The 19363-nt window shown below is 32.4% G+C and carries 19 protein-coding genes; 18 read left to right on the top strand and 1 reads right to left on the bottom strand.

Translation table 11 applies throughout. From position 1 onward, the window contains the following. The 12 genes from TA89_RS07935 to TA89_RS07880 form a co-directional block, all read left to right on the top strand. A partial coding sequence (locus tag TA89_RS07935) for a methylated-DNA--[protein]-cysteine S-methyltransferase (RefSeq protein WP_040212339.1) occupies nucleotides 1-248 on the top strand: 248 nt, incomplete at its 5' end. Continuing rightward, nucleotides 235-840, top strand: a complete 606-nt coding sequence (locus TA89_RS07930; RefSeq protein ID WP_040212338.1) for a DNA-3-methyladenine glycosylase family protein — start codon at nucleotides 235-237, stop codon at nucleotides 838-840. The genes TA89_RS07935 and TA89_RS07930, both read left to right, overlap by 14 nt. A 61-nt stretch (nucleotides 841-901) precedes the next feature. Further along, complete coding sequence (locus TA89_RS07925) at nucleotides 902-1453, top strand: bifunctional transcriptional activator/DNA repair enzyme AdaA (protein ID WP_040212336.1); 552 nt, start codon at nucleotides 902-904, stop codon at nucleotides 1451-1453. A 134-nt stretch (nucleotides 1454-1587) separates the two neighbouring features. Then, nucleotides 1588-2895 (top strand): APC family permease, encoded by a 1308-nt coding sequence (locus TA89_RS07920; RefSeq protein WP_040212333.1) that lies wholly within the window; start codon nucleotides 1588-1590, stop codon nucleotides 2893-2895. A gap of 390 nt (nucleotides 2896-3285) precedes the next feature. Beyond that, nucleotides 3286-4662, top strand: a complete 1377-nt coding sequence (locus TA89_RS07915) for a sodium-dependent transporter (RefSeq protein ID WP_040212332.1) — start codon at nucleotides 3286-3288, stop codon at nucleotides 4660-4662. A gap of 130 nt (nucleotides 4663-4792) precedes the next feature. After that, on the top strand, nucleotides 4793-5737 hold the full coding sequence (locus tag TA89_RS07910) for a GNAT family N-acetyltransferase (protein WP_040212330.1): 945 nt from the start codon (nucleotides 4793-4795) through the stop codon (nucleotides 5735-5737). 236 nt (nucleotides 5738-5973) lie between these two features. After that, nucleotides 5974-7854 carry a molecular chaperone HtpG gene (gene htpG / locus TA89_RS07905; RefSeq protein WP_040212327.1) on the top strand — a complete coding sequence of 627 codons (1881 nt, stop codon included), beginning with the start codon at nucleotides 5974-5976 and terminating at the stop codon, nucleotides 7852-7854. Between the two features lie 208 nt (nucleotides 7855-8062). Further along, nucleotides 8063-9868 carry an AIPR family protein gene (locus tag TA89_RS07900; protein ID WP_040212326.1) on the top strand — a complete coding sequence of 602 codons (1806 nt, stop codon included), beginning with the start codon at nucleotides 8063-8065 and terminating at the stop codon, nucleotides 9866-9868. 159 nt (nucleotides 9869-10027) lie between these two features. Then, entirely contained in the window at nucleotides 10028-10774 is a 747-nt protein-coding gene (locus TA89_RS07895; RefSeq protein ID WP_040212324.1) for a MurR/RpiR family transcriptional regulator, read from the top strand. Nucleotides 10775-10957: 183 nt separating this feature from the next. Continuing rightward, nucleotides 10958-12514, top strand: coding sequence for a PTS transporter subunit EIIC (locus TA89_RS07890; protein WP_040212322.1), 1557 nt, complete (start codon nucleotides 10958-10960; stop codon nucleotides 12512-12514). A gap of 36 nt (nucleotides 12515-12550) precedes the next feature. Continuing rightward, complete coding sequence (locus TA89_RS07885) at nucleotides 12551-13876, top strand: family 4 glycosyl hydrolase (RefSeq protein WP_040212321.1); 1326 nt, start codon at nucleotides 12551-12553, stop codon at nucleotides 13874-13876. 164 nt (nucleotides 13877-14040) lie between these two features. Continuing rightward, nucleotides 14041-15048: a YeiH family protein gene (locus tag TA89_RS07880; protein ID WP_040212320.1), complete on the top strand. Its 1008-nt coding sequence runs from the start codon at nucleotides 14041-14043 to the stop codon at nucleotides 15046-15048. A gap of 124 nt (nucleotides 15049-15172) precedes the next feature. Here the strand turns inward: TA89_RS07880 and TA89_RS07875 are convergent, their stop codons facing one another. Then, nucleotides 15173-15568 (bottom strand): (deoxy)nucleoside triphosphate pyrophosphohydrolase, encoded by a 396-nt coding sequence (locus TA89_RS07875; RefSeq protein ID WP_040212318.1) that lies wholly within the window; start codon nucleotides 15566-15568, stop codon nucleotides 15173-15175. Between the two features lie 104 nt (nucleotides 15569-15672). Here TA89_RS07875 and TA89_RS07870 point away from each other — a divergent pair, with 104 nt between their 5' ends. The 6 genes from TA89_RS07870 to TA89_RS07850 all read left to right on the top strand — a co-directional run bounded on the left by TA89_RS07870 (nucleotide 15673) and on the right by TA89_RS07850 (nucleotide 19050). Continuing rightward, on the top strand, nucleotides 15673-16215 hold the full coding sequence (locus TA89_RS07870; protein ID WP_040212317.1) for a histidine phosphatase family protein: 543 nt from the start codon (nucleotides 15673-15675) through the stop codon (nucleotides 16213-16215). Nucleotides 16216-16264: 49 nt separating this feature from the next. Further along, nucleotides 16265-17035, top strand: coding sequence for an NERD domain-containing protein (locus TA89_RS07865; RefSeq protein ID WP_082023878.1), 771 nt, complete (start codon nucleotides 16265-16267; stop codon nucleotides 17033-17035). A gap of 125 nt (nucleotides 17036-17160) precedes the next feature. Further along, nucleotides 17161-17316 (top strand): DUF1653 domain-containing protein, encoded by a 156-nt coding sequence (locus TA89_RS07860; protein ID WP_479723473.1) that lies wholly within the window; start codon nucleotides 17161-17163, stop codon nucleotides 17314-17316. Between the two features lie 70 nt (nucleotides 17317-17386). Further along, complete coding sequence (locus TA89_RS19035; protein WP_278246219.1) at nucleotides 17387-17515, top strand: clostri-philic family protein; 129 nt, start codon at nucleotides 17387-17389, stop codon at nucleotides 17513-17515. Between the two features lie 251 nt (nucleotides 17516-17766). After that, on the top strand, nucleotides 17767-18561 hold the full coding sequence (locus TA89_RS07855) for a thymidylate synthase (RefSeq protein ID WP_040212315.1): 795 nt from the start codon (nucleotides 17767-17769) through the stop codon (nucleotides 18559-18561). Beyond that, nucleotides 18562-19050 carry a dihydrofolate reductase gene (locus tag TA89_RS07850; RefSeq protein ID WP_040212314.1) on the top strand — a complete coding sequence of 163 codons (489 nt, stop codon included), beginning with the start codon at nucleotides 18562-18564 and terminating at the stop codon, nucleotides 19048-19050. The last annotated feature ends 313 nt before the right edge of the window (nucleotides 19051-19363 follow it).

Here is a 19363-nt window from a genome sequence, read left to right as displayed (position 1 = left end):
GGAAGGTATGGAGGGCTTTAGAGGAAATACCCTATGGGATTATAAAAACCTATGGTGAGGTAGCGGGGATAATAGCGCAGCCTAAAGCCTCCAGGGCAGTGGGGCTTGCTAATAACAGAAACCCTATTCCTATTTTTATACCCTGCCACAGGGTTATTGGAGCAAATGGAATGCTTACAGGATATTTAGGAGGATTAGAAGTTAAAAAGTACCTTTTGAATTTGGAGAAAAAATATGGAAATATTTAAGTATGGAAATATAGAGATAGAATATTTAAAGAGCAAGGATAAAAAACTTGGAGAGCTTATTGACAGGATAGGAATCATTGAAAGAGAAACAGACTCGGATTTATTTAAAGCCTTGATAAAGAGCATTGTAGGGCAGCAGATATCAAATAAAGCAGCGGCTACGGTATGGAGGAGATTTACAGAAAAATTTAATTCAGTTACTCCTCAGATGATTTTTAATACTTCTGCGGAGGATATACAAAAATGCGGAATAAGTATGAAAAAAGCCTTATATATAAAAAGTCTAGCTGATACCATTGAAGCAGGTGGGCTTGATTTAGAGGAATTAAAAAACATGAAGGATGAAGAAGTATGTGCTAAACTTTGCTCTATTAAAGGTATTGGTGTATGGACTGCTGAAATGCTTATGATATTTTCTATGGGAAGGCTTGATGTGCTAAGTTATGGAGATCTCGCCATACGTAGAGGCTTGATGAAGCTTTATCATCATAAAACAATGGACAAAACAAGATTTAACAGATATAAAAAGAGGTATTCTCCCTACGGCTCCGTGGCTTCATTGTATCTTTGGGCTTTATCTGCAGAGGGATAAAGGGATATTAAAGCTTTTAGTATTATAAGCGTTATATCTATAAAAATATGGATGTGAGAAAATGAAAATCACCTTAAGAGAAAAGTGGAAGGCAGTAATTAGATGCGATAAAGTCTACGATGGGTTATTTTATTATGGAGTAACAACTACAGGAATCTTCTGCAGACCCTCCTGTAATTCTAAAACTCCTTTAAAGGAAAATGTAATTTTTTTTGAAAATATAGAATCTGCTCTTAAGTACGGCTTAAGACCCTGTAAAAGATGCAGGCCGGATTTGATTGAGTATAATCCAATATTCAATATAATTGAAAAAGCAAAGTATATATATTTTAATAATTATAATGACAGTAAAGAGATAGAAAAGGAAATAGCTAAGCTTCCTATAAGTACCAATCATTTAATAAGGATTTTTAAGCAGGAGGTTGGCGCTACTCCCAAGGAATACTTAAGTAGAATAAGGATAGAAAAAGCCGCTGAACTATTAAAGACTACAGAGCTTACTGTGATTAATATAGCTTTTATGTGCGGATTTCATAGTCTCTCGGCTTTTTATCAGTGTTTTAAGAAGGAAAAACGCCTTTCACCTGTTAAATATAAGAAAGGCAAAGTTTAGAACATTAATATTTAACAAATTTTTATTAAGAGATTTATTGTAAAATAACCTTTATTATGGTAATCTGAATTGGTCATTTTATAATTTAAGCACTAAAGATAAAATAATTAGAAATAAACAGGGGATGAGAGATTATGGAGAAAAGTACATTGAAGAAGTCTATAACCTTTATAGAAGCTTTAGCCATTGTGGTGGGTATGATTATCGGATCGGGAATATTTCTTAAGCCGGGGATTGTATTAAATAATGCAGGATCACCTATAAGAAGCCTCCTTGCCTGGATAGCAGGAGGAGTTATCACCCTTGCTTCTGCACTGTCAGTAGCTGAAATAGCTTCCGCCATACCAAAATCAGGAGGATTATATATCTATCTTGAGGAGCTTTATGGCGAAGTAACTGGATTTCTTTTAGGATGGGTACAGGCTATAATATCCTATCCTGCGTCAGTGGCAGCACAGGCTATTGCATTTGCTACCTATGCAGGATTTTTCATTTCTATGAATGGTACTCAGCAGAAGCTTCTTGCCATAGGAATATTGGGATTTATACTGGCTATGAACATTATATCCACAAAATATGGAGGTATAATTCAAACCCTTGCAACTATAGGTAAATTAATTCCTGTGGCTGCTATTATAGCTTTTGGGGTACTGTCAAAAGCCTCTCCAGGGTTTTCAGCGGTAGAAGCCTCAGTTAGCAGTGCAGGTTTTGGAGCAGCTATTTTAGGGACTCTATGGGCTTATGACGGATGGATAGGAGTTACTAACATGGCAGGGGAAATAAAAAATCCTGAAAAAAATCTTCCTAAGGTGATATCTATGGGAGTGCTTTTTGTTATTATTGTATATGCATTATTTAATATTGCAATCTTTAAGGTTCTTCCCTATGAAGTTATAGTTTCCTCAAAAACTCCAGGAGCAGATGCGGCTGTAGCTTTATTTGGAAGCGGCGGTGCTGCATTTATAACCGCAGGTATTATGGTATCGGTTTTTGGCTCTTTAAATGGATATTTAATGACGGCAGCCAGGGTGCCTCAAGCAATGGGAGAAAAAAATCAGTTTCCATTCAGTAATGTAGTTGGGAAGGTTCATCCTAAATTAGGTACACCGGCAAATGCACTTATCCTTCAAAGTGTACTTGCGGTAATATATATATTTTCAGGAAGCTTTAACACATTAACGGATCTTCTTATATTCGTACTGTGGATATTCTTCACCATGGGGGTTTTCGGAGTTTTTATTTTGAGGAAAAAACGTTCTGACACTAAAAGGGCATACAAGGTTCCTTTATATCCGGTAACGCCTATAATAGGAATATCAGGTGGGCTTTACATACTTATTAGTACAATATTCAGTAATCCTGTGAATTCCTTCGTTGGGATGGGAATTACCTTAGCAGGGCTTCCTGTTTTCTACTATCTTAAGCATAAGAATAGAAATTAATATTAAATAGTATAGAATATTATTAATATTAAAATTAGCTTTAAAATAAAATGATAAATAAATAACTATTTATAGTATAAAACTCCTAATTATTTATTTTATGCTAACAATGAATTTTATAAGTTTTAATATATAATTAGAGCAATATAAAGGATGAAGCTGTATAATGGGCTTCATCTTTTTTGTTAAATCTTTAAAATAATTGTTAAATATTTAATTAATTTAACAATTATTTACAAGTATGCTAAAATAATATATAATTTATTACATAAATGTTATAAAAAAGATTTTTAGGGAGGTTGTAGTTTTAATTTATCAAATTAATAAGCTTTGTTTAGTTCAATTTTTGAAAACGTTTAAATGAGTGATTAAAATTAGGGGGTATTATTCATGGAAAATAAAAGAGGGCAATGGGGATCAAATTTAGGATTTCTCATGGCTGCTATAGGGTCTGCAGTAGGTCTTGGGAATCTATGGGGCTTTCCATATAAGATGGGGGCAAATGGAGGCTTTGCTTTTCTTCTGATTTACCTGATGCTGGTAGCTTTTTGTGGAATTATTATTATGAGCATAGAAATGTCTCTAGGACGTAAAACTGGTAAAAGTCCTGTTTTAGCTTTTGCTCAAATAGGGAAGCAATATAAGTTTATAGGATGGATGGGAGTGCTTTCCGCTTTTGTTATATTATCCTTCTACAGCACCATTGGAGGATATGTAATAAAGTATATGGTAGATTTTATTCTTAACATATTTGGAAACAATTCTTTTAAAGGAGTAGGGGGAGCAGAATACTTTGCCAGCGTTTTCAGTAATCCTGTTACCTCTATAACCTATCATATTTTATTTATGGTTATAACCATAGGGATTGTTATGGGAGGAGTAAACAAGGGTATTGAGAATTTTAACAAGATAGCCATGCCTTCTCTTTTAGTTATGCTTTTAGTAGTCATAGTAAGAAGCGTTACCCTTCCTGGATCTGTTGATGGAATTAAGTTTATGTTCAGTTTCTCAGGAGCGGAATTTAACTTTTTCAAAGCGGTTAGAGCTGCAGGAGGACAGATGCTCTTTTCTCTGTCCTTAGGAATGGGATGCTTGATAACCTATGGTTCATATTTATCTAAAAAAGAAAATATCGTAAAAAATGCCTTTATAATACCCATTGCAGATACAGTATTTGCACTAATGGCAGGTTTTGCTATACTTCCCGCTGTATTTGCCAAAGGCCTTGATCCTGCAAGTGGACCAAGCTTGTTATTCCAGACTCTTCATGAAGTTTTTAACAGCATGGGATATATTGGATTAATATTAGGTTTTATATTTTACATGCTGGCACTTTTTGCTGCACTTACCTCTTCAGTATCTCTTTTAGAAGTGGCCTGTGCCCATTTTATTGATACCCGTTTAGAAATGGGTAAATCCGGAAACAGAAGAATGGTTACTGCTATAGTAGGGACAGCGGTTATAATATTTGGTATTCCGGTTGCTTTAGATGCATTGGGTTCCTCAGGTATGTATCAGCCTCTGGGGTTATGCTGGCTGGATTTTTATGATTTTCTTTCAGAAGGGATAATGATGCCTTTAGCTGCTGTGTTTATGAGCTTATTAATGGGATGGAAAATAGGTCTAGGGTATATGGAAAATGAAATAACTTTAGAAGGTAATAAATTTATTGGAAAAAGTTTCTTTGCAATATGCATTAAATATATTACTCCTCTTTTAATGTCCTTTGTGCTTATATCTCTTGCTTTAAGCTTCTTCAACAGATAATATATTTTATCACAGTATTAAAATGTTTTAATACTGTGATTTTTTATAAAGATATATTTATAAGTTAAAAGTTTTATATAAATCTCATATAATTTAATATAAAATAAAATTAAAAAGGAGAATAATTAATTTGGAAGGAATAAATGGATTTCATATTGTTTTAAAAGAAACTCTTGATAAGAATGATTATGATTTTATAAATGAACTTGAAAAAACTTGCACAGAAGCTGATAATGTAGAGCTGAAATTGGAATTGGATTATAAGCTTAAAAGGGGAGAAGTTAAAAAGGATAAATTAAAGGATAAATTAAAGGATAAATTAAAGGATAAATTAAAGGATAAATTAAAGGATATAAATGAGTTTATGTGTTTTTACGGCAGCACTCTTGTAGGATATTTAGGAATCTGTTATTTTGGTGGAAAAGCACTTGAGATTAATGGAATGGTCCACCCTGATTATAGAAGAAGAGGGATTTTTACAAAATTATTGACACTTGCAGAGGATGAATGGAAAAAGAGGAGTATACATGAAATGTTATTGTTAACAGATAGCAGTTCCTCTTCCGGTAAGGCCTTTATAAAAGCAAGAGAAGCATTATATGATAGTACGGAATATAACATGGTTTTAGAAAGCTCACCAAAGGAAAGAGAAAATAAGGAAGATATAGTGCTTAGAAAAGCATACAATAACGATAGTAAAGAAATTGCAAGGCAGAATTCTATATATTTTAACATGGAAGTAAATGAAGAGAATAATATAATACCTGAGGAAGAGGAAAAGTGTGGAACCACCATATATATAGCTGAGTTTAAAGGTGATATAATCGGTAAGGTTCATTTAGGGATAACGGAAGAGGAAGGGGGAATTTATGGATTGGGTATTCTGCCTGAATACAGGGGTAGAGGCTTCGGAAGAGAGGTTGTAAATCTATCTATAGATAAGCTTAGAGAAAAAAATGTTAAAAAAATTGTGCTTCAGGTTTTAGCTGCTAATAATAAAGCTTTAAGTCTTTACAAATCCTGCGGGTTTGTAGAGAAAAGCAAAATGGATTACTATAAAATAACCAAAATGTAGATTGCTGAAAAGAAGAAGTTTTTTTCAAATTAAGGCGCTTAAGGCTTATTGGATTAATTTAGAAGATATTATCTTGTGTTTTTAAGGTTGTAAGCTTATTGACATGATGTTTTCAATGTGATATATAAAAGTTATGGATTAGCACTCTGAGTTGTAGAGTGCTAACAATGAAGTTAATATTTCTGCTACGCCTATTTTTGTATGCGTAGTTTTTATTTGTGAAAGGAGAGAAATTTATGGAAACAAAAGAATTTAAAGCTGAATCTAAAAGACTTTTAGATTTAATGATTAACTCCATTTACACTCATAAGGAGATATTTTTAAGAGAGCTTATCTCCAATGCAAGCGATGCCATAGATAAAATTTATTATAAGGCTCTCACAGATGAATCCCTTACTTTTGACAGGGACAGCTATTTTATAAAAATTTCAGCAGATAAGGACAATAGGGTTTTAAAAATTACAGATACCGGTATAGGTATGACTAAGGAAGAATTAGAAAACAATCTGGGTGTTATTGCAAAAAGCGGTTCCTTAGCCTTTAAAAAAGAAAATGACTTAAAAGACGGTTATGATATTATAGGTCAATTTGGAGTAGGCTTTTATGCTGCATTTATGGTAGCTGACAGGGTTACTGTTATAAGTAAGGCTTTGGGAAGCCCTGAAGCATATAAATGGGAGTCCAGCGGAGCAGAGGGTTATACCATAGAACCTTATGAAAAGGAAACAGTAGGCACAGAAATTATATTAAAGATAAAAGAAAATACTGAAGATGAAAAATATGATGAATATCTTGAAGAATATAGATTGAAGGGTATCATTAAAAAATATTCAGATTTCATAAGATACCCTATAAAAATGGATATAAAAGAAAACAGGCTTAAAGAAGGCACAGAAGATGAGTACGAAGACATTATAGAAGAAAAGACCATTAACAGTATGGTTCCCATCTGGAGAAAAAATAAAAGCGAGCTTACTTCTGAAGATTATGAGAAGTTCTATTCAGAAAAGCATTATGGCTACGATAAGCCGGTAAAGCACATTCACATAATAGCTGATGGAGCGGTTAGATATAATTCTATATTATTTATACCGGAAGCTATACCCTTTGATTATTATTCAAAGGAATATGAAAAAGGCTTAGAGCTTTATTCAAACGGGATACTTATAATGAATAAATGTGCAGATCTTCTTCCTGACTACTTCAGCTTCGTGAAGGGAATGGTGGATTCTGAGGATTTATCTTTAAATATTTCAAGAGAGATGCTTCAGCATGACAGACAGTTAAAGCTTATAGCAAAAAATATTAAAAATAAAATCAAAAGTGAACTTTTAGACCTTATGAAGAAGGATAGAGAGAAATATGAAAAATTCTACAAATCCTTTGGAAGACAGTTGAAATTTGGAATATATAATGACTTTGGAAGCAATAAAGATATGCTTCAAGATCTTTTGATGTTCTATTCTTCAACAGAAAAGAAATTAGTTACTTTAGACGAGTATATATCCAGAATGCCTGAAGAACAGAAATATATTTATTATGCAGTAGGAGATTCTGTAGAAAGGATAGAAAAGCTTCCACAGACAGAGCTTGTAGCGGAGAAAGGTTATGAAATACTTTACTTCACAGAGGATATTGATGAATTTGCAATAAAGATATTAATGAGCTACAAAGAAAAAGAGTTTAAATCCGTATCCAGCAGCGACCTGGGAATAGATACTCCTGAGGATAAAAAGGAAGATGAGGCTGAGGAAAAGGAAAACAAAGAGCTATTCGACTATATGAAAAATGTGCTTAAGGACAAAGTTAAGGACGTAAGGGCCTCTAAAAGGTTAAAGCAGCATCCTGTTTGCTTTTCTAATGACGGCGAGCTGTCCATAGAAATGGAAAAAATACTTAGAGCAATGCCTAACGGACAGGATATAAAAGCAGATAAGATTCTTGAAATCAATGTTAATCATGATGTGTTCGATTCTTTAAAAAATGCTTATGAAAGTGATAAGGAAAAGCTGGATTTATACACAAATCTTCTGTATAATCAGGCGATGCTTATAGAAGGACTTCAGGTTAGCGATCCAGTTGAATTTACAAATGATATCTGCAGAATAATGAAATAAAAATTCTTTTGAAAACAGCTTCCTTTATTGGAAGCTGTTTTCAATTTAATTATTAATAGAAATAAACTAGGAAAATTATAAAAGTAGATAGGTTTATGGATTAACTACGATTTCTATTTTTTATTACAATTATTATCAAATTATGGTAATATATATAATGTAGTTAATATGTTTTATTTTATAATATTTTGAGGAGAAGGGGTATTAAATGAATTTAAAAGAAGAAAAGCTAAATGGTCAGATAAAGGAGTATATTGGTGAAACCAGTAATACTGTTGAAAAAGGTAGGAATTTCTTAAATTGGGTGTTGTTTAATATCTTTGATAAGGCTGAAAGTGAACTGGATGAGGAAGATATTTCTAGTGAAACTGGGGTTTTAATTGTTGATGGAAATGGTGATAAAGGAATAGATGCAGCGTTTGTATATAAATCATCATTACATGTTATCCAAACAAAATATGGTTTATCTCATTCTGAAGATAATGTTCATGCTTTTATTGCAAAAATGGCAAATCTTCTTGAAGGGAGTGAAAGTGCATTTGGACCTAAAATTAAAGATGTACATGAAATTATTTTTGATAATGAGAATAATATTAATGATATTCAATTATTTTATATCACCGATAACATGATAATAGCAAAAAATTTTGAGTATGAAGTTAAGAAATTTGAAGAATCGGTATCTGAAAGATGTGGTAAAAACTGTCGAATGAAAATAATGGGAATATCAGAGATGGTTAATTATATTGATAATTTATCAAACTCAATTCCTAGTCAGTTTCAAGGAAAAAAATCAGAACTTTTAATAGAAAAATATTTTGAAAATAAAGAGCACACTACAATAGTAGCCGAGGTAGCTTTAAAAAATCTTGCACGTTTTATTAAAAAAGATAAGGACTATCTATATTACTCAAATATTAGAAATTTTCTAGGTAAGAGCGGAAAAATAAATAAAAAAATGGTAGATACTTTTAGGGAATCACCTAAATCTTTTTGGTATTATAATAATGGTATAACTATTGTATGCGACAATTATGAGGCAAAGAGTGAGTCTAGATTTGAAATCACTACACCACAAATTGTTAATGGGTGTCAGACAGCAAATGTTATCTTTACTGAATGGAATAGTATTAAAGATAAACAAGTTCAAAATCAAGTTGAAGGAACAATATTAGTAAAAATAATAAAAGACACAAATAATAAACGTACATTTATTACTAAGTATACAAACAGCCAGAATGCTGTAACTGGTAAGGATTTTTTTGCCTTAGAATCTTTTCATAAGGGACTTAAAAAAGCATTTGAAGGTTACGGATATAATTATGAAACTCAAAGAAATGCGGATATTTTAAAAACTACTAAACCAAAGATTAAAGGGAATATAAAGTACAATTATCTTTTTGATAAAAACTTTATAAAAAAGAATACTATTATAGCGAAAGAATCAGTACAGGCCTATGTAGCAGGAATTTTACTCAAACCTGCCAAAGCGAAAAGTATTGGAGATTATGTTCCTGGTGGGAAATATTATGATGAAACATTTAATGATTCAACACCAATTGATCCGAGGTGCTACTTATTTCCTTATGCAATAGTATATTACGGTAATAATACACTAAACCATAAAAATAACGATAAGCAAAGGGCATCCAATTTATTATTCGTTTCCATATATTTTAGATTAATAACCTCCATTTTAAGAAAAACAGAAATAATTCCACATGACATTACTAATATTAATGAATTAAATTCTTTTGCTGACATATTAGATATAGTTTTTAGAAACCAATTAATTAATAAGGAACTAATTAATTATGCTGATCAAATATTAATGGACCAAATCTTCGATGATACTATAATAAATGAAATGATAGGTGATAATTTACCAAAGTTTCTTAAAAACACAATAGATACAGAAAGGTGTATAAAGATTATTAATGATAAAATTGAAAATAGAATTAATAAACCTAATATGCAGGAATTTATAAAAGCTATTAAAAATTTATATTTATAATAACTTGTATATTTATAAATATATTATTTTCTAATTTTGATATATAATTATAATATTTAATCGACATTATAATCCGCTATATTATAAAAGACATAGTTTAAAACTATTAAATTAATTATAAGTAATATTTTTATAACAATTTCAGAGAGTAGGGATTAAATGGAGAATTTAGCAAAGAAATTCAGTTCGTTAACAAACAGTGAACAGAAGGTATTTACTTATATTTATGAAAATGAAAAAGAAGTAACAAAAATGAAAATAAGCGATTTGGCAAAAAAGACATATACCTCTAAAACCGTTATTATAAATCTTGCACAAAAGCTTGGATTTGAAGGCTTTTCTGATTTAAAGTATTATTTAAAATCCAGTAAAGACGAAAAGAGTAAAGGTAATTTTGCTGAGGATCTTCAATATAATATAAAAGAAAATATAGAAAAAACCTTCTCCATTACAGAAGTAGAAAAGTACAATAAGATTTCAGAAGCTCTTATAAAAGCAAGTACAGTTTATGTTTTTGCTAGAGGGACAAGCAAAGCGGCAGGATATTACCTGAATCATTTACTTTTAACCATTGGAGTGAAATGCATATTTGTTAAGGATTACAACCTCCTTACTTTGGTAAGTAACTCTCTTAAAAGTGACGAGGTGGTAGTTTTAATTTCACTTTCCGGAAGCACAGAAAAAATACTTGAAGTAGCAAATATAGCAAAGGTTAAGGGCGTGAAGATAATATCCATTACTTCCTTTGGAAATAATGAGCTGGCAAGACTTAGCGACTATACCCTGCACTGTGTTTCTGATGATACAGAAACAAAATATAACGATAGCTTGTCTAGAATTGGTATGTTTGTAGTAATTGAAATCCTTGTTAATTCCATTAAGGAATATAAAAATAACCCACAATGAAGGTGGGTTATTTTTTTATGACCTAGTTCATTTTTGGTGACCTAAGCCTGTATATAGGAAAATAGTATTCTCTGGAATTATTGTAAGATTATTTTTTTATATGTAAAATAATCTTGGAAAGAGTGCTCTTTTATAAAACGTATTCATAAATACTAATTATATTTTGATTATGGGGGAAAAGGAATGTCAAAGGATTTTAGTCAAAAGATTCAAAGATTTGGTAGAACCTTGCTGCTGCCTATTGCCGTTATGGCTCCTGTTGGAATGATACTAGGTATTACAGGCGCATTGGTTCAATCCTATATGATCGCTAGGTTTCCGTTTTTAGGAAACCCTATTTTAAACACTATACTAGTAAATTTAAGAACTATAGCTGGTGCGGTTTTCGATAACATACCTCTGATGTTTGCCATGGGTGTGGCTTATGGTATGTCTAAAAAAGACAAAGGAATATCGGTGTTTGCGTCGGTTATAGGTTATATTATCTTAATAATTTCTATGAATTCCTGGCTGGTGGTTACAGGAAAGCTTGCAGATGCTGCTGTAATGAGCCAGTATGGACAAATAAAGGTATTAGGAATTCAAACTATGAACATAAACGCTTTGGGAGGTATAGTTACAGGTTTAGTTGCAGCTTGGGCTACAGATAGATTCTATAAGCTTGAACTTCCAATCGCTTTTGCTTTCTTCTCCGGTAAAAAATCAGTTCCTATTATTACCATGGGAATAATGATGGCAATAGGGTTGACAGTACCATTTATATGGGAGGTTTTAGTAGCATTATTAACTAAGCTTTCAGTAGTATTCTTAAGTCCTGTGGGACCATTCTTTACCGCTGCAGGAGAAAGATTATTTATTCCTTTTGGACTTCATCATTTATGGAATGCTCTGTTTAGATTTACTGAAGCTGGGGGAACCTATGTTATAAATGGAGAAACCTTCGTAGGAGTAGTGCCTACATTAAATCAGGTATTATTTAAGCTGGGACCAGACAGCGAATACTGGAGCATGATGCCATCCTTAACAAGATTTATGGCTCAGCAGCAAATGCTTTGTACATTATTTGCTTTCCCTGCAATAGGACTTGCTATGTACAAAACCTCTTATAAGGAAAATAAAAAGCTGGTTAAATCCTTAATGATTACATTAATATTGACAGCATTACTTGGTAATGTCACAGAGCCTCTTGAATTCTCCTTTGTATTCATAGCACCGTTATTATATTTGCTTTATGCAGTGATAATAGGAGTGGGAGCAGTAGCGCTTTCTTTTGCTAATGTTGGTATTGGATATATCAGAGGAACTGTATTTGACTTTGCAATATTTGGCTTGCTTTACGAAAAAACAAACTGGATAAGCTTTATTTTAATAGGCCTGATATTGGCAGTGGTTACTTACTTTGTATTTAAATGGGCTATTTTAAAATTTGATTTAAAAACCCCTGGAAGAGAAGATTCACCATCTTTGGATAACGCTCTTATAAAAGAAAAGAAGTATAATGAGATAGCAAAAATAGTAATACAGGCTCTAGGCGGAAGACCTAATATCAAAAACGTGGACAATTGTATAACACGTTTAAGAATAGATTTAGATGATGTTAAATTAGTAGACCGTAAGCTTTTAGAAACCTCAGGATGCACAGGAGTATTCTTCCCGGCAGCTAAGCACATCCATATAGTATATGGACCTTTAGTAGAGTTTGTAAGGAATGAAGTGGATGAGGAACTTCAAAGGGCATAAAAGCCTAAATGGTTTAATATAATAAGGAGGAAACACATGAGAAGCAGCAATATAATTACTATAACAGGAGCAGGAAGTGCCAGAACTCCGGCACTGGTAGGAAGCTTAGTCAAATTAAAGGATAGATTTCCGTTAAAGAAGGTTATATTTTATGACCTTGACGATGAAAGAACCTCCAAGATGGAGGCTTATATAAGACTGGTTTTAAATACTTATTCCAGCGAAACTGAGGTTATATTTACCACCGACCCTGACACAGCATATGAGAATACTGATTTTGTGTTCTGCCAGATGAGGGTAGGAAAAAATGAAATGAGGAGCCTGGATGAAAAGATTCCTCTAAAACATGGATTAGTGGGGCAGGAAACCTGCGGGCCAGGAGGTTTCTCTTATGGAATGAGATCCTTGGGAGCCATGATTGAAATGGTAAATCAGGTGCGAAAGCATTCAAAGGATACATGGATATTAAACTACACAAACCCAGCAGCTATTGTAGCATTAGGATTAGACAAGGTGTTTCCCGATGATAAAAGAATTTTAAATTTATGCGATCAGCCATACTCTCTTATGAGGTCCTTTGCAAAAATCCTTGGGGTAGAGCAGAGCATTTTAAGAGCCACCTATTTTGGATTAAATCATTTTGGATGGTTTACACAGCTTAAGGATATTAATGGTAAGGATTATTTTGAAACCTTAAAAACCTATTTAAGGGATTATGACTTTAAGCCCTATAATGCGGAGCAGCGTTCAAAATCCTGGCTGGATACCTATTTAAGAGTAAATAAATATATGGGATTCTTTGATGAATATATACCTACTACTTATCTTCAATATTATTTCTTCCCTGAAGAGATAGTTGCAGAAAGCGATCCTAACTATACAAGAGCAGATGAAGCTAAAGACAGCAGAGAAAAAGAAGTGTGGGAAATCTGTTCAAAGGCTGTAGAAGCAGATTCAATAGAGGATATTGAAGTTATAACAAACAGTGTCTTTGGTGATTTGATGGTAGAACTGGCTGAGTCCATTGCTTATGATTTGCATAATGAATTTATACTTATGAGAAGAAATATTGATATAATACCTAACTTTAGCGAGGATGCTATAGTAGAAGTAGCTGGAACAGTGGGAAAAGATGGAGCACATCCTTATAAGTATGGAAATATAAAACCTTTTTATAAAGGATTGATGGAGGGTCAGCATGCTTATGAAAAGCTTACTGTAGAGTCCTTCCTTGAAAAAGACTATACAAAAGCTCTTCAGGCATTAACTCTTAATAGAACCGTGGTTAACCCTGAGAAGGCCAAGGCTGTACTTGATGATTTAATGGAAGCAAATAAGGATTACTGGTATTTAAGCAAATAGAAGGTTAATGGTTTAAAATATGCAGCAGCATCTAAAAGGTGCTGCTGCATATATTTTTAAGGGTATAATATTAAAACTTAGTAATCTGTACAAATGGTAATTTATAGGATATACTAAATTGAAATTATATTTTACAAAAGATTAATTCTGAAAGAAGTGATTATATGAGCATTTTTAAAAAATTTTCTCCGGGGATTTTATTAACTTTGGCTATTGCCTTCCCTGCATGGTATATGGGAAAAATTTTTCCTGTAATCGGTGCTCCGGTATTTGCTATATTATTAGGATTATTTGCCGCATACCTTCCCATAAAGGAGAGTTATAGGCCGGGGATAAATTTTACATCAAAAAAGATACTTCAGCTGGCTATTGTATTTTTAGGATTTGGTATGAATATGATGGAGATTTATAAGGTGGGAGCTCAGTCATTGACTATAATATTATCCACTATTTCTACTTCTTTAATCGTATCATTTATTATTGCAAAAATGATTAATATCCCTTCAAAAGCTGCAACCCTTATAGGGGTTGGTTCATCCATATGTGGAGGTTCTGCAGTAGCAGCCACTGCTCCGGTTATAGCGGCAGATGATGAGGATGTAGCTAAAGCAATATCTGTTATATTTCTTTTTAATGTGGTTGCAGCACTTATATTTCCTATTTTAGGAAGGTGGTTTGGATTTAGCGATATAGGTTTTGGAATGTGGGCTGGTACTGCAATCAATGATACTTCATCAGTGGTTGCTGCTGGACAAACATGGGCGAATTTTAATGGAAGTGACACTGCGCTGAATTATGCAACCATAGTAAAGCTCACAAGAACCCTTGCTATTATTCCAATAACTTTAATACTGGCCCTATATAGATCCTTTAATGAAAAGAGTTCATCTTCAAAGGAGATAAAACTTAGTAGAATATTTCCATGGTTTATACTATATTTTGTTATAGCAGCAATTATAAGTACCGCTTTTAGTATTCCTCAGGATATTACAAAATCATTAACTCAGTTAAGCAAATTTTTTATTACCATGGCTATGTCCGCCATAGGGTTGAATACAGATTTTATTAAACTTGTAAAAACTGGCGGGAAACCTATTTTACTAGGTTTATGCTGTTGGGTAAGCATTGCCCTGGTAAGCTTGTTTATGCAGAGATTCCTTGGAATTTGGTAAAAATAAATCAGGCTTCTGCACCTCTAACTTGTAGGTTTAAAGTGCAGAAGCCTGATATTTGTCTAATCAACCCTATTTTCCTATGTATGAATCTTATAATATATGCATAATGTACTTTATGATATTATAAGTCCTTTAATATCTGATTTACTGCGGGTATATCAGCAGGAGCCCATTTTAAAGATAATAAATTCTTCTTACTCAGCCAAAGCAGCTTATCATGTTCACTGGCAGTAGGATTGCCCTTTGTTATTCTGCATTTTGCTGTAATTAAATTTATTATAAAAGTGTCATATTCATGAGTATTATCGTTAAATACTTCTATAAATTGGATATCGCATTTAAGTTCCTCTTTTATCTCCCTAACTATAGCTTCTTGTATGGATTCATCCTTCTCAATTTTTCCTCCGGGAAACTCCCATAGGTTTGGCATAGCCATCTTTGTAGATCTTAGGGCACAGAGTATTTCTCCATATTCATTTTCTATAACTGCGCCAACAACTCGTATTGATTTTTTCATGCTAAACACCTCATTTTATAGTTTAGCACAGTTATTAAATTTGTTAAAACATATATACTTGATAATATTTAATTATATATAAGAAAAAATGGAGGAGATTTAGTATGACAGGGATTTATTTTGTACGACATGCCTTGCCTGATTTTTCAGTAAAGGATGACCTCACAAGACCTCTCAGTGAAAAAGGAAAGAAGGATGCAGAAAAAGTGCGTGAGTTTCTATTAGACAAAGAAATATATAAGGCATATTCTAGTCCCTTTAAAAGATCAATGGATACAATAAAGCCTTTTACAGAAAAAGCAGGATTGGCCATAGAGATTATAGAGGATTTAAGAGAAAGAAAGGTTGATAATGTATGGATTGAAGATTTTGATTCCTTTTGCAGGTCTCAGTGGGAGGACTTTGAGTATAAGCTCAATTATGGAGAGTGCCTTAGAGAGGTTCAGGTAAGGAACATTAAGGCCCTTAATAGTATATTAGAAGGACACAGAGGTGAAAATATTATAATAGGTACACATGGAACGGCACTGAGTCTTATTATTAATTACTATGATAAAAGCTTTGGGTATAGGGGTTTTGAAAGGATTAAGTCCATAATGCCTTATATAGTTTTTATGGAGTTTCAAGAAAAAAACTTAATAGGATAGAGGAATATATAATATAAATTTTAATTTTGAAAACAGGAAGGTAAATATTGTGGATGATATATTGGTGATTATTAAAAATTCTTGGCTTTTAATACTTATTGTAATACTAAAATTAATATTTGATTTATTTAAGCCTAGCATTAAAGGGAAGACTGGAGAAATGTCTGTAGCTTTGGTATTATCTTTTTTGGACAATAATAAATATAAGATTATTAATAACATAATGCTTAAAACAGGAAATAAAACCACTCAGATAGATCATGTTGTTGTATCAAATTACGGCATTTTTGTCATAGAAACAAAGAATTATAAGGGATGTATAATAGGTAATGAAAGAGACAGCTATTGGACACAGGTGCTTTCTAATAATAGAAAGGAGAAGCTTTACAATCCATTAAAACAAAACTATGGACATATACAGGCTTTAAAGGAAATTCTGGGAGAAAATGATGACATAAACTATATTTCAATGGTAACTTTTTCTCCGGAGGCCAATTTAAGGTTTCAAGGCAGGGACCATGTAATAAACACTCCAAAGCTTAAAAAAGTAATTATGAGTTACAATACTGTAACTATAGACAATTATACTAAAGAAAGGATATATTCTAAACTCCTTTCGAAGAATATAGATAATAAAGAAAATAGAAAACTTCATATTGATACCATTAACAGTAATTTAAAGGATAGAAGGGAAAAGGTTAAAAGAGAAATATGTCCAAAGTGCGGCTCAAAACTAATACTGAGAAGTGGGAAGCTGGGAAGGTTTTATGGATGTAGCAGCTTTCCTAAATGCAGGTTTACTGAATCTGCTAAGTTTTAAATTTTACATATAGATATACAATTAAGGAGATATAAAGGAGAAATTATGAAAAATATCGGTGAAAATACATTGAAACCGGGAAAAAGTACAAGCATTTTAAGGGTGGTGAGTATTTGGTTCTGCATTTGGCAAAACATTCAGAAACCCTTGAGGATATGGTAGTATATCAGGCTCTATACGGTGAATATGGAGTGTGGGTTAGACCGCTTAAAATGTTTTTAGAAGAGGTTGAAGTTGATGGAATGCTTGTTAATAGATTTCAAGAATGGGGACAAGAGTAAGTAATTAATTAGGAGTTTGTATCAATAAATAGTTTAGGGGAATAATAACTCTAGGAAAGGAGAGATTTTTATGGATAAGACTAACAATGGCAATAATAAGGGAAGAAAAAGAGTTGCTGTAAAAAATTTATCTCAGAACAGAGGGAATAAGGAAATTCCTCCAAAGTTTGAAAACCTAGAGGGTAACCCTATTAAGTAGGTTATAAGCCCTTCCTGCATACGGGGATTGGGCTTTTTTTTATTTTCTATTGTAATATAATTTGTTTTTCGGCATACTTTAGTAAAAAGCTCAGTGTAATCTTTGATAATAAAAGATATATCAAGAAATATTTAATTAATACTTGAGAATAAAAACGAAAATTAATAATTTAGAAATACACATTGTATTTTTAAATATTATTTTTTTGGTATAATTAATAGTGTAAGTAATTAATGTTTGGGAGGATTTTAATGAATAACGCAGATAGTCAATATTTAAATGTAGTTGAAGATATATTAAATAATGGATACTATGAAGAAGAGAATAGGACAGGTATTCCTACATATAAACTTCCTCATCAAATTTTTAGATTTGACCTTCAAAAAGAGTTTCCTATATTAACGACAAAACATGTAGGTTTTAAAACAGCGGTAAAGGAATTGTTATGGATTTACAGAGATCAAAGCAATGATGTCAAAAAGCTTCAGGAAGAAGGAGTGCATATTTGGGATGAATGGATGAAAGATGATGGTACCATTGGAACCTCCTATGGATATGTAGTAAAGAAATATAACCAGATTGATAATTTAATTGAAGGTTTAAAAGAAAACCCTCAAAATAGAAGACATATAATGAGCCTATGGCAAATTCCATATTTAGAAGGGGGATCTCTTTATCCCTGTGCTTTTATGACTATGTGGGATGTTACCGGGGATAAATTAAACTGTATGCTAGTTCAAAGAAGTGGAGATATCCCTTTAGGAGTTCCTTTTAATATGACACAATATGCTGTACTGGTTCATCTTATAGCACAAGTAACTAATTTGAAACCGGGATTATTTACCCATGTAATAAATAATGCTCATATATATAAGAATCAGGTAGACGGAATGAAGCTTCAGCTTTCAAGAAGGGATGAAGCCTATGAATCACCAAAGCTGTTTATAAACCCTGAGATAAAAGATTTTTATGATTTTACTATAGAAGATATAAAATTATTAGATTACAAGCATCATCCTGCTATAAAAATGGAGGTGGCAGTTTAAATGATTAGTTTTGTGGCAGCTGTGGCTGAAAACAGAGTTATTGGTAAAGACAACGGATTGATTTGGAGAATACCAAAGGATTTAGAGCTCTTTAAGAAAATAACTTACGGCGGAACTATTATTATGGGAAGAAAGACCTTTGCGTCTCTTCCAGGAGTACTCAAAGGAAGAAAACACATAATATTAACCAGGGACTCAAATTATAAGGTTGAGAATAATGATGTAGTCATATTAACAAGTATAAAAGATCTGAAGCCTTACATTGAAGATACTGATGAATATTTTGTTATAGGAGGAGGAGAGATATTCAGACTTCTGCTCCCATATGCTCAAAAGCTATATCTATCAAGAATACACAAGGAATATGAGGGGGATACCTTTTTCCCACACATTAGCGATAAAGAATGGACTGTAAAAGAAGAAAGAGATATATTTGATGAAGAAGCCCAAATTGGATTCACTTTTCAAATTTTAACAAGAAAACAATAGTTTAAAAGGAGGCTTATAAGCCTCCTTTTTTCATGGCAAAGAACTGTTAATATTAAGTAAACATATACTCTACCAGGTGTATCTACATATGTATTACTTAGAATATTTATGAATAATAAAGAATTACTAAAATAATTTAGTCTAATGACATATTATGAAAATATACCTCTAAACCATACGTGATAATATAACTTTTGTCACGAGTTAAGACGCATGAATAAATGTGTTGACAATATATAAAACAAGTGATATTATTAATAAGTGCCTGTTGAACAGGTAAATCAAATTGGTCTTTGAAAATTGAACAGAGGAC

This window comes from Clostridium polynesiense (genome assembly GCF_000820705.1).
GTDB lineage: Bacteria > Bacillota > Clostridia > Clostridiales > Clostridiaceae > Clostridium_AA > Clostridium_AA polynesiense.
This window is presented reverse-complemented; position numbering and strand designations above follow the sequence as displayed.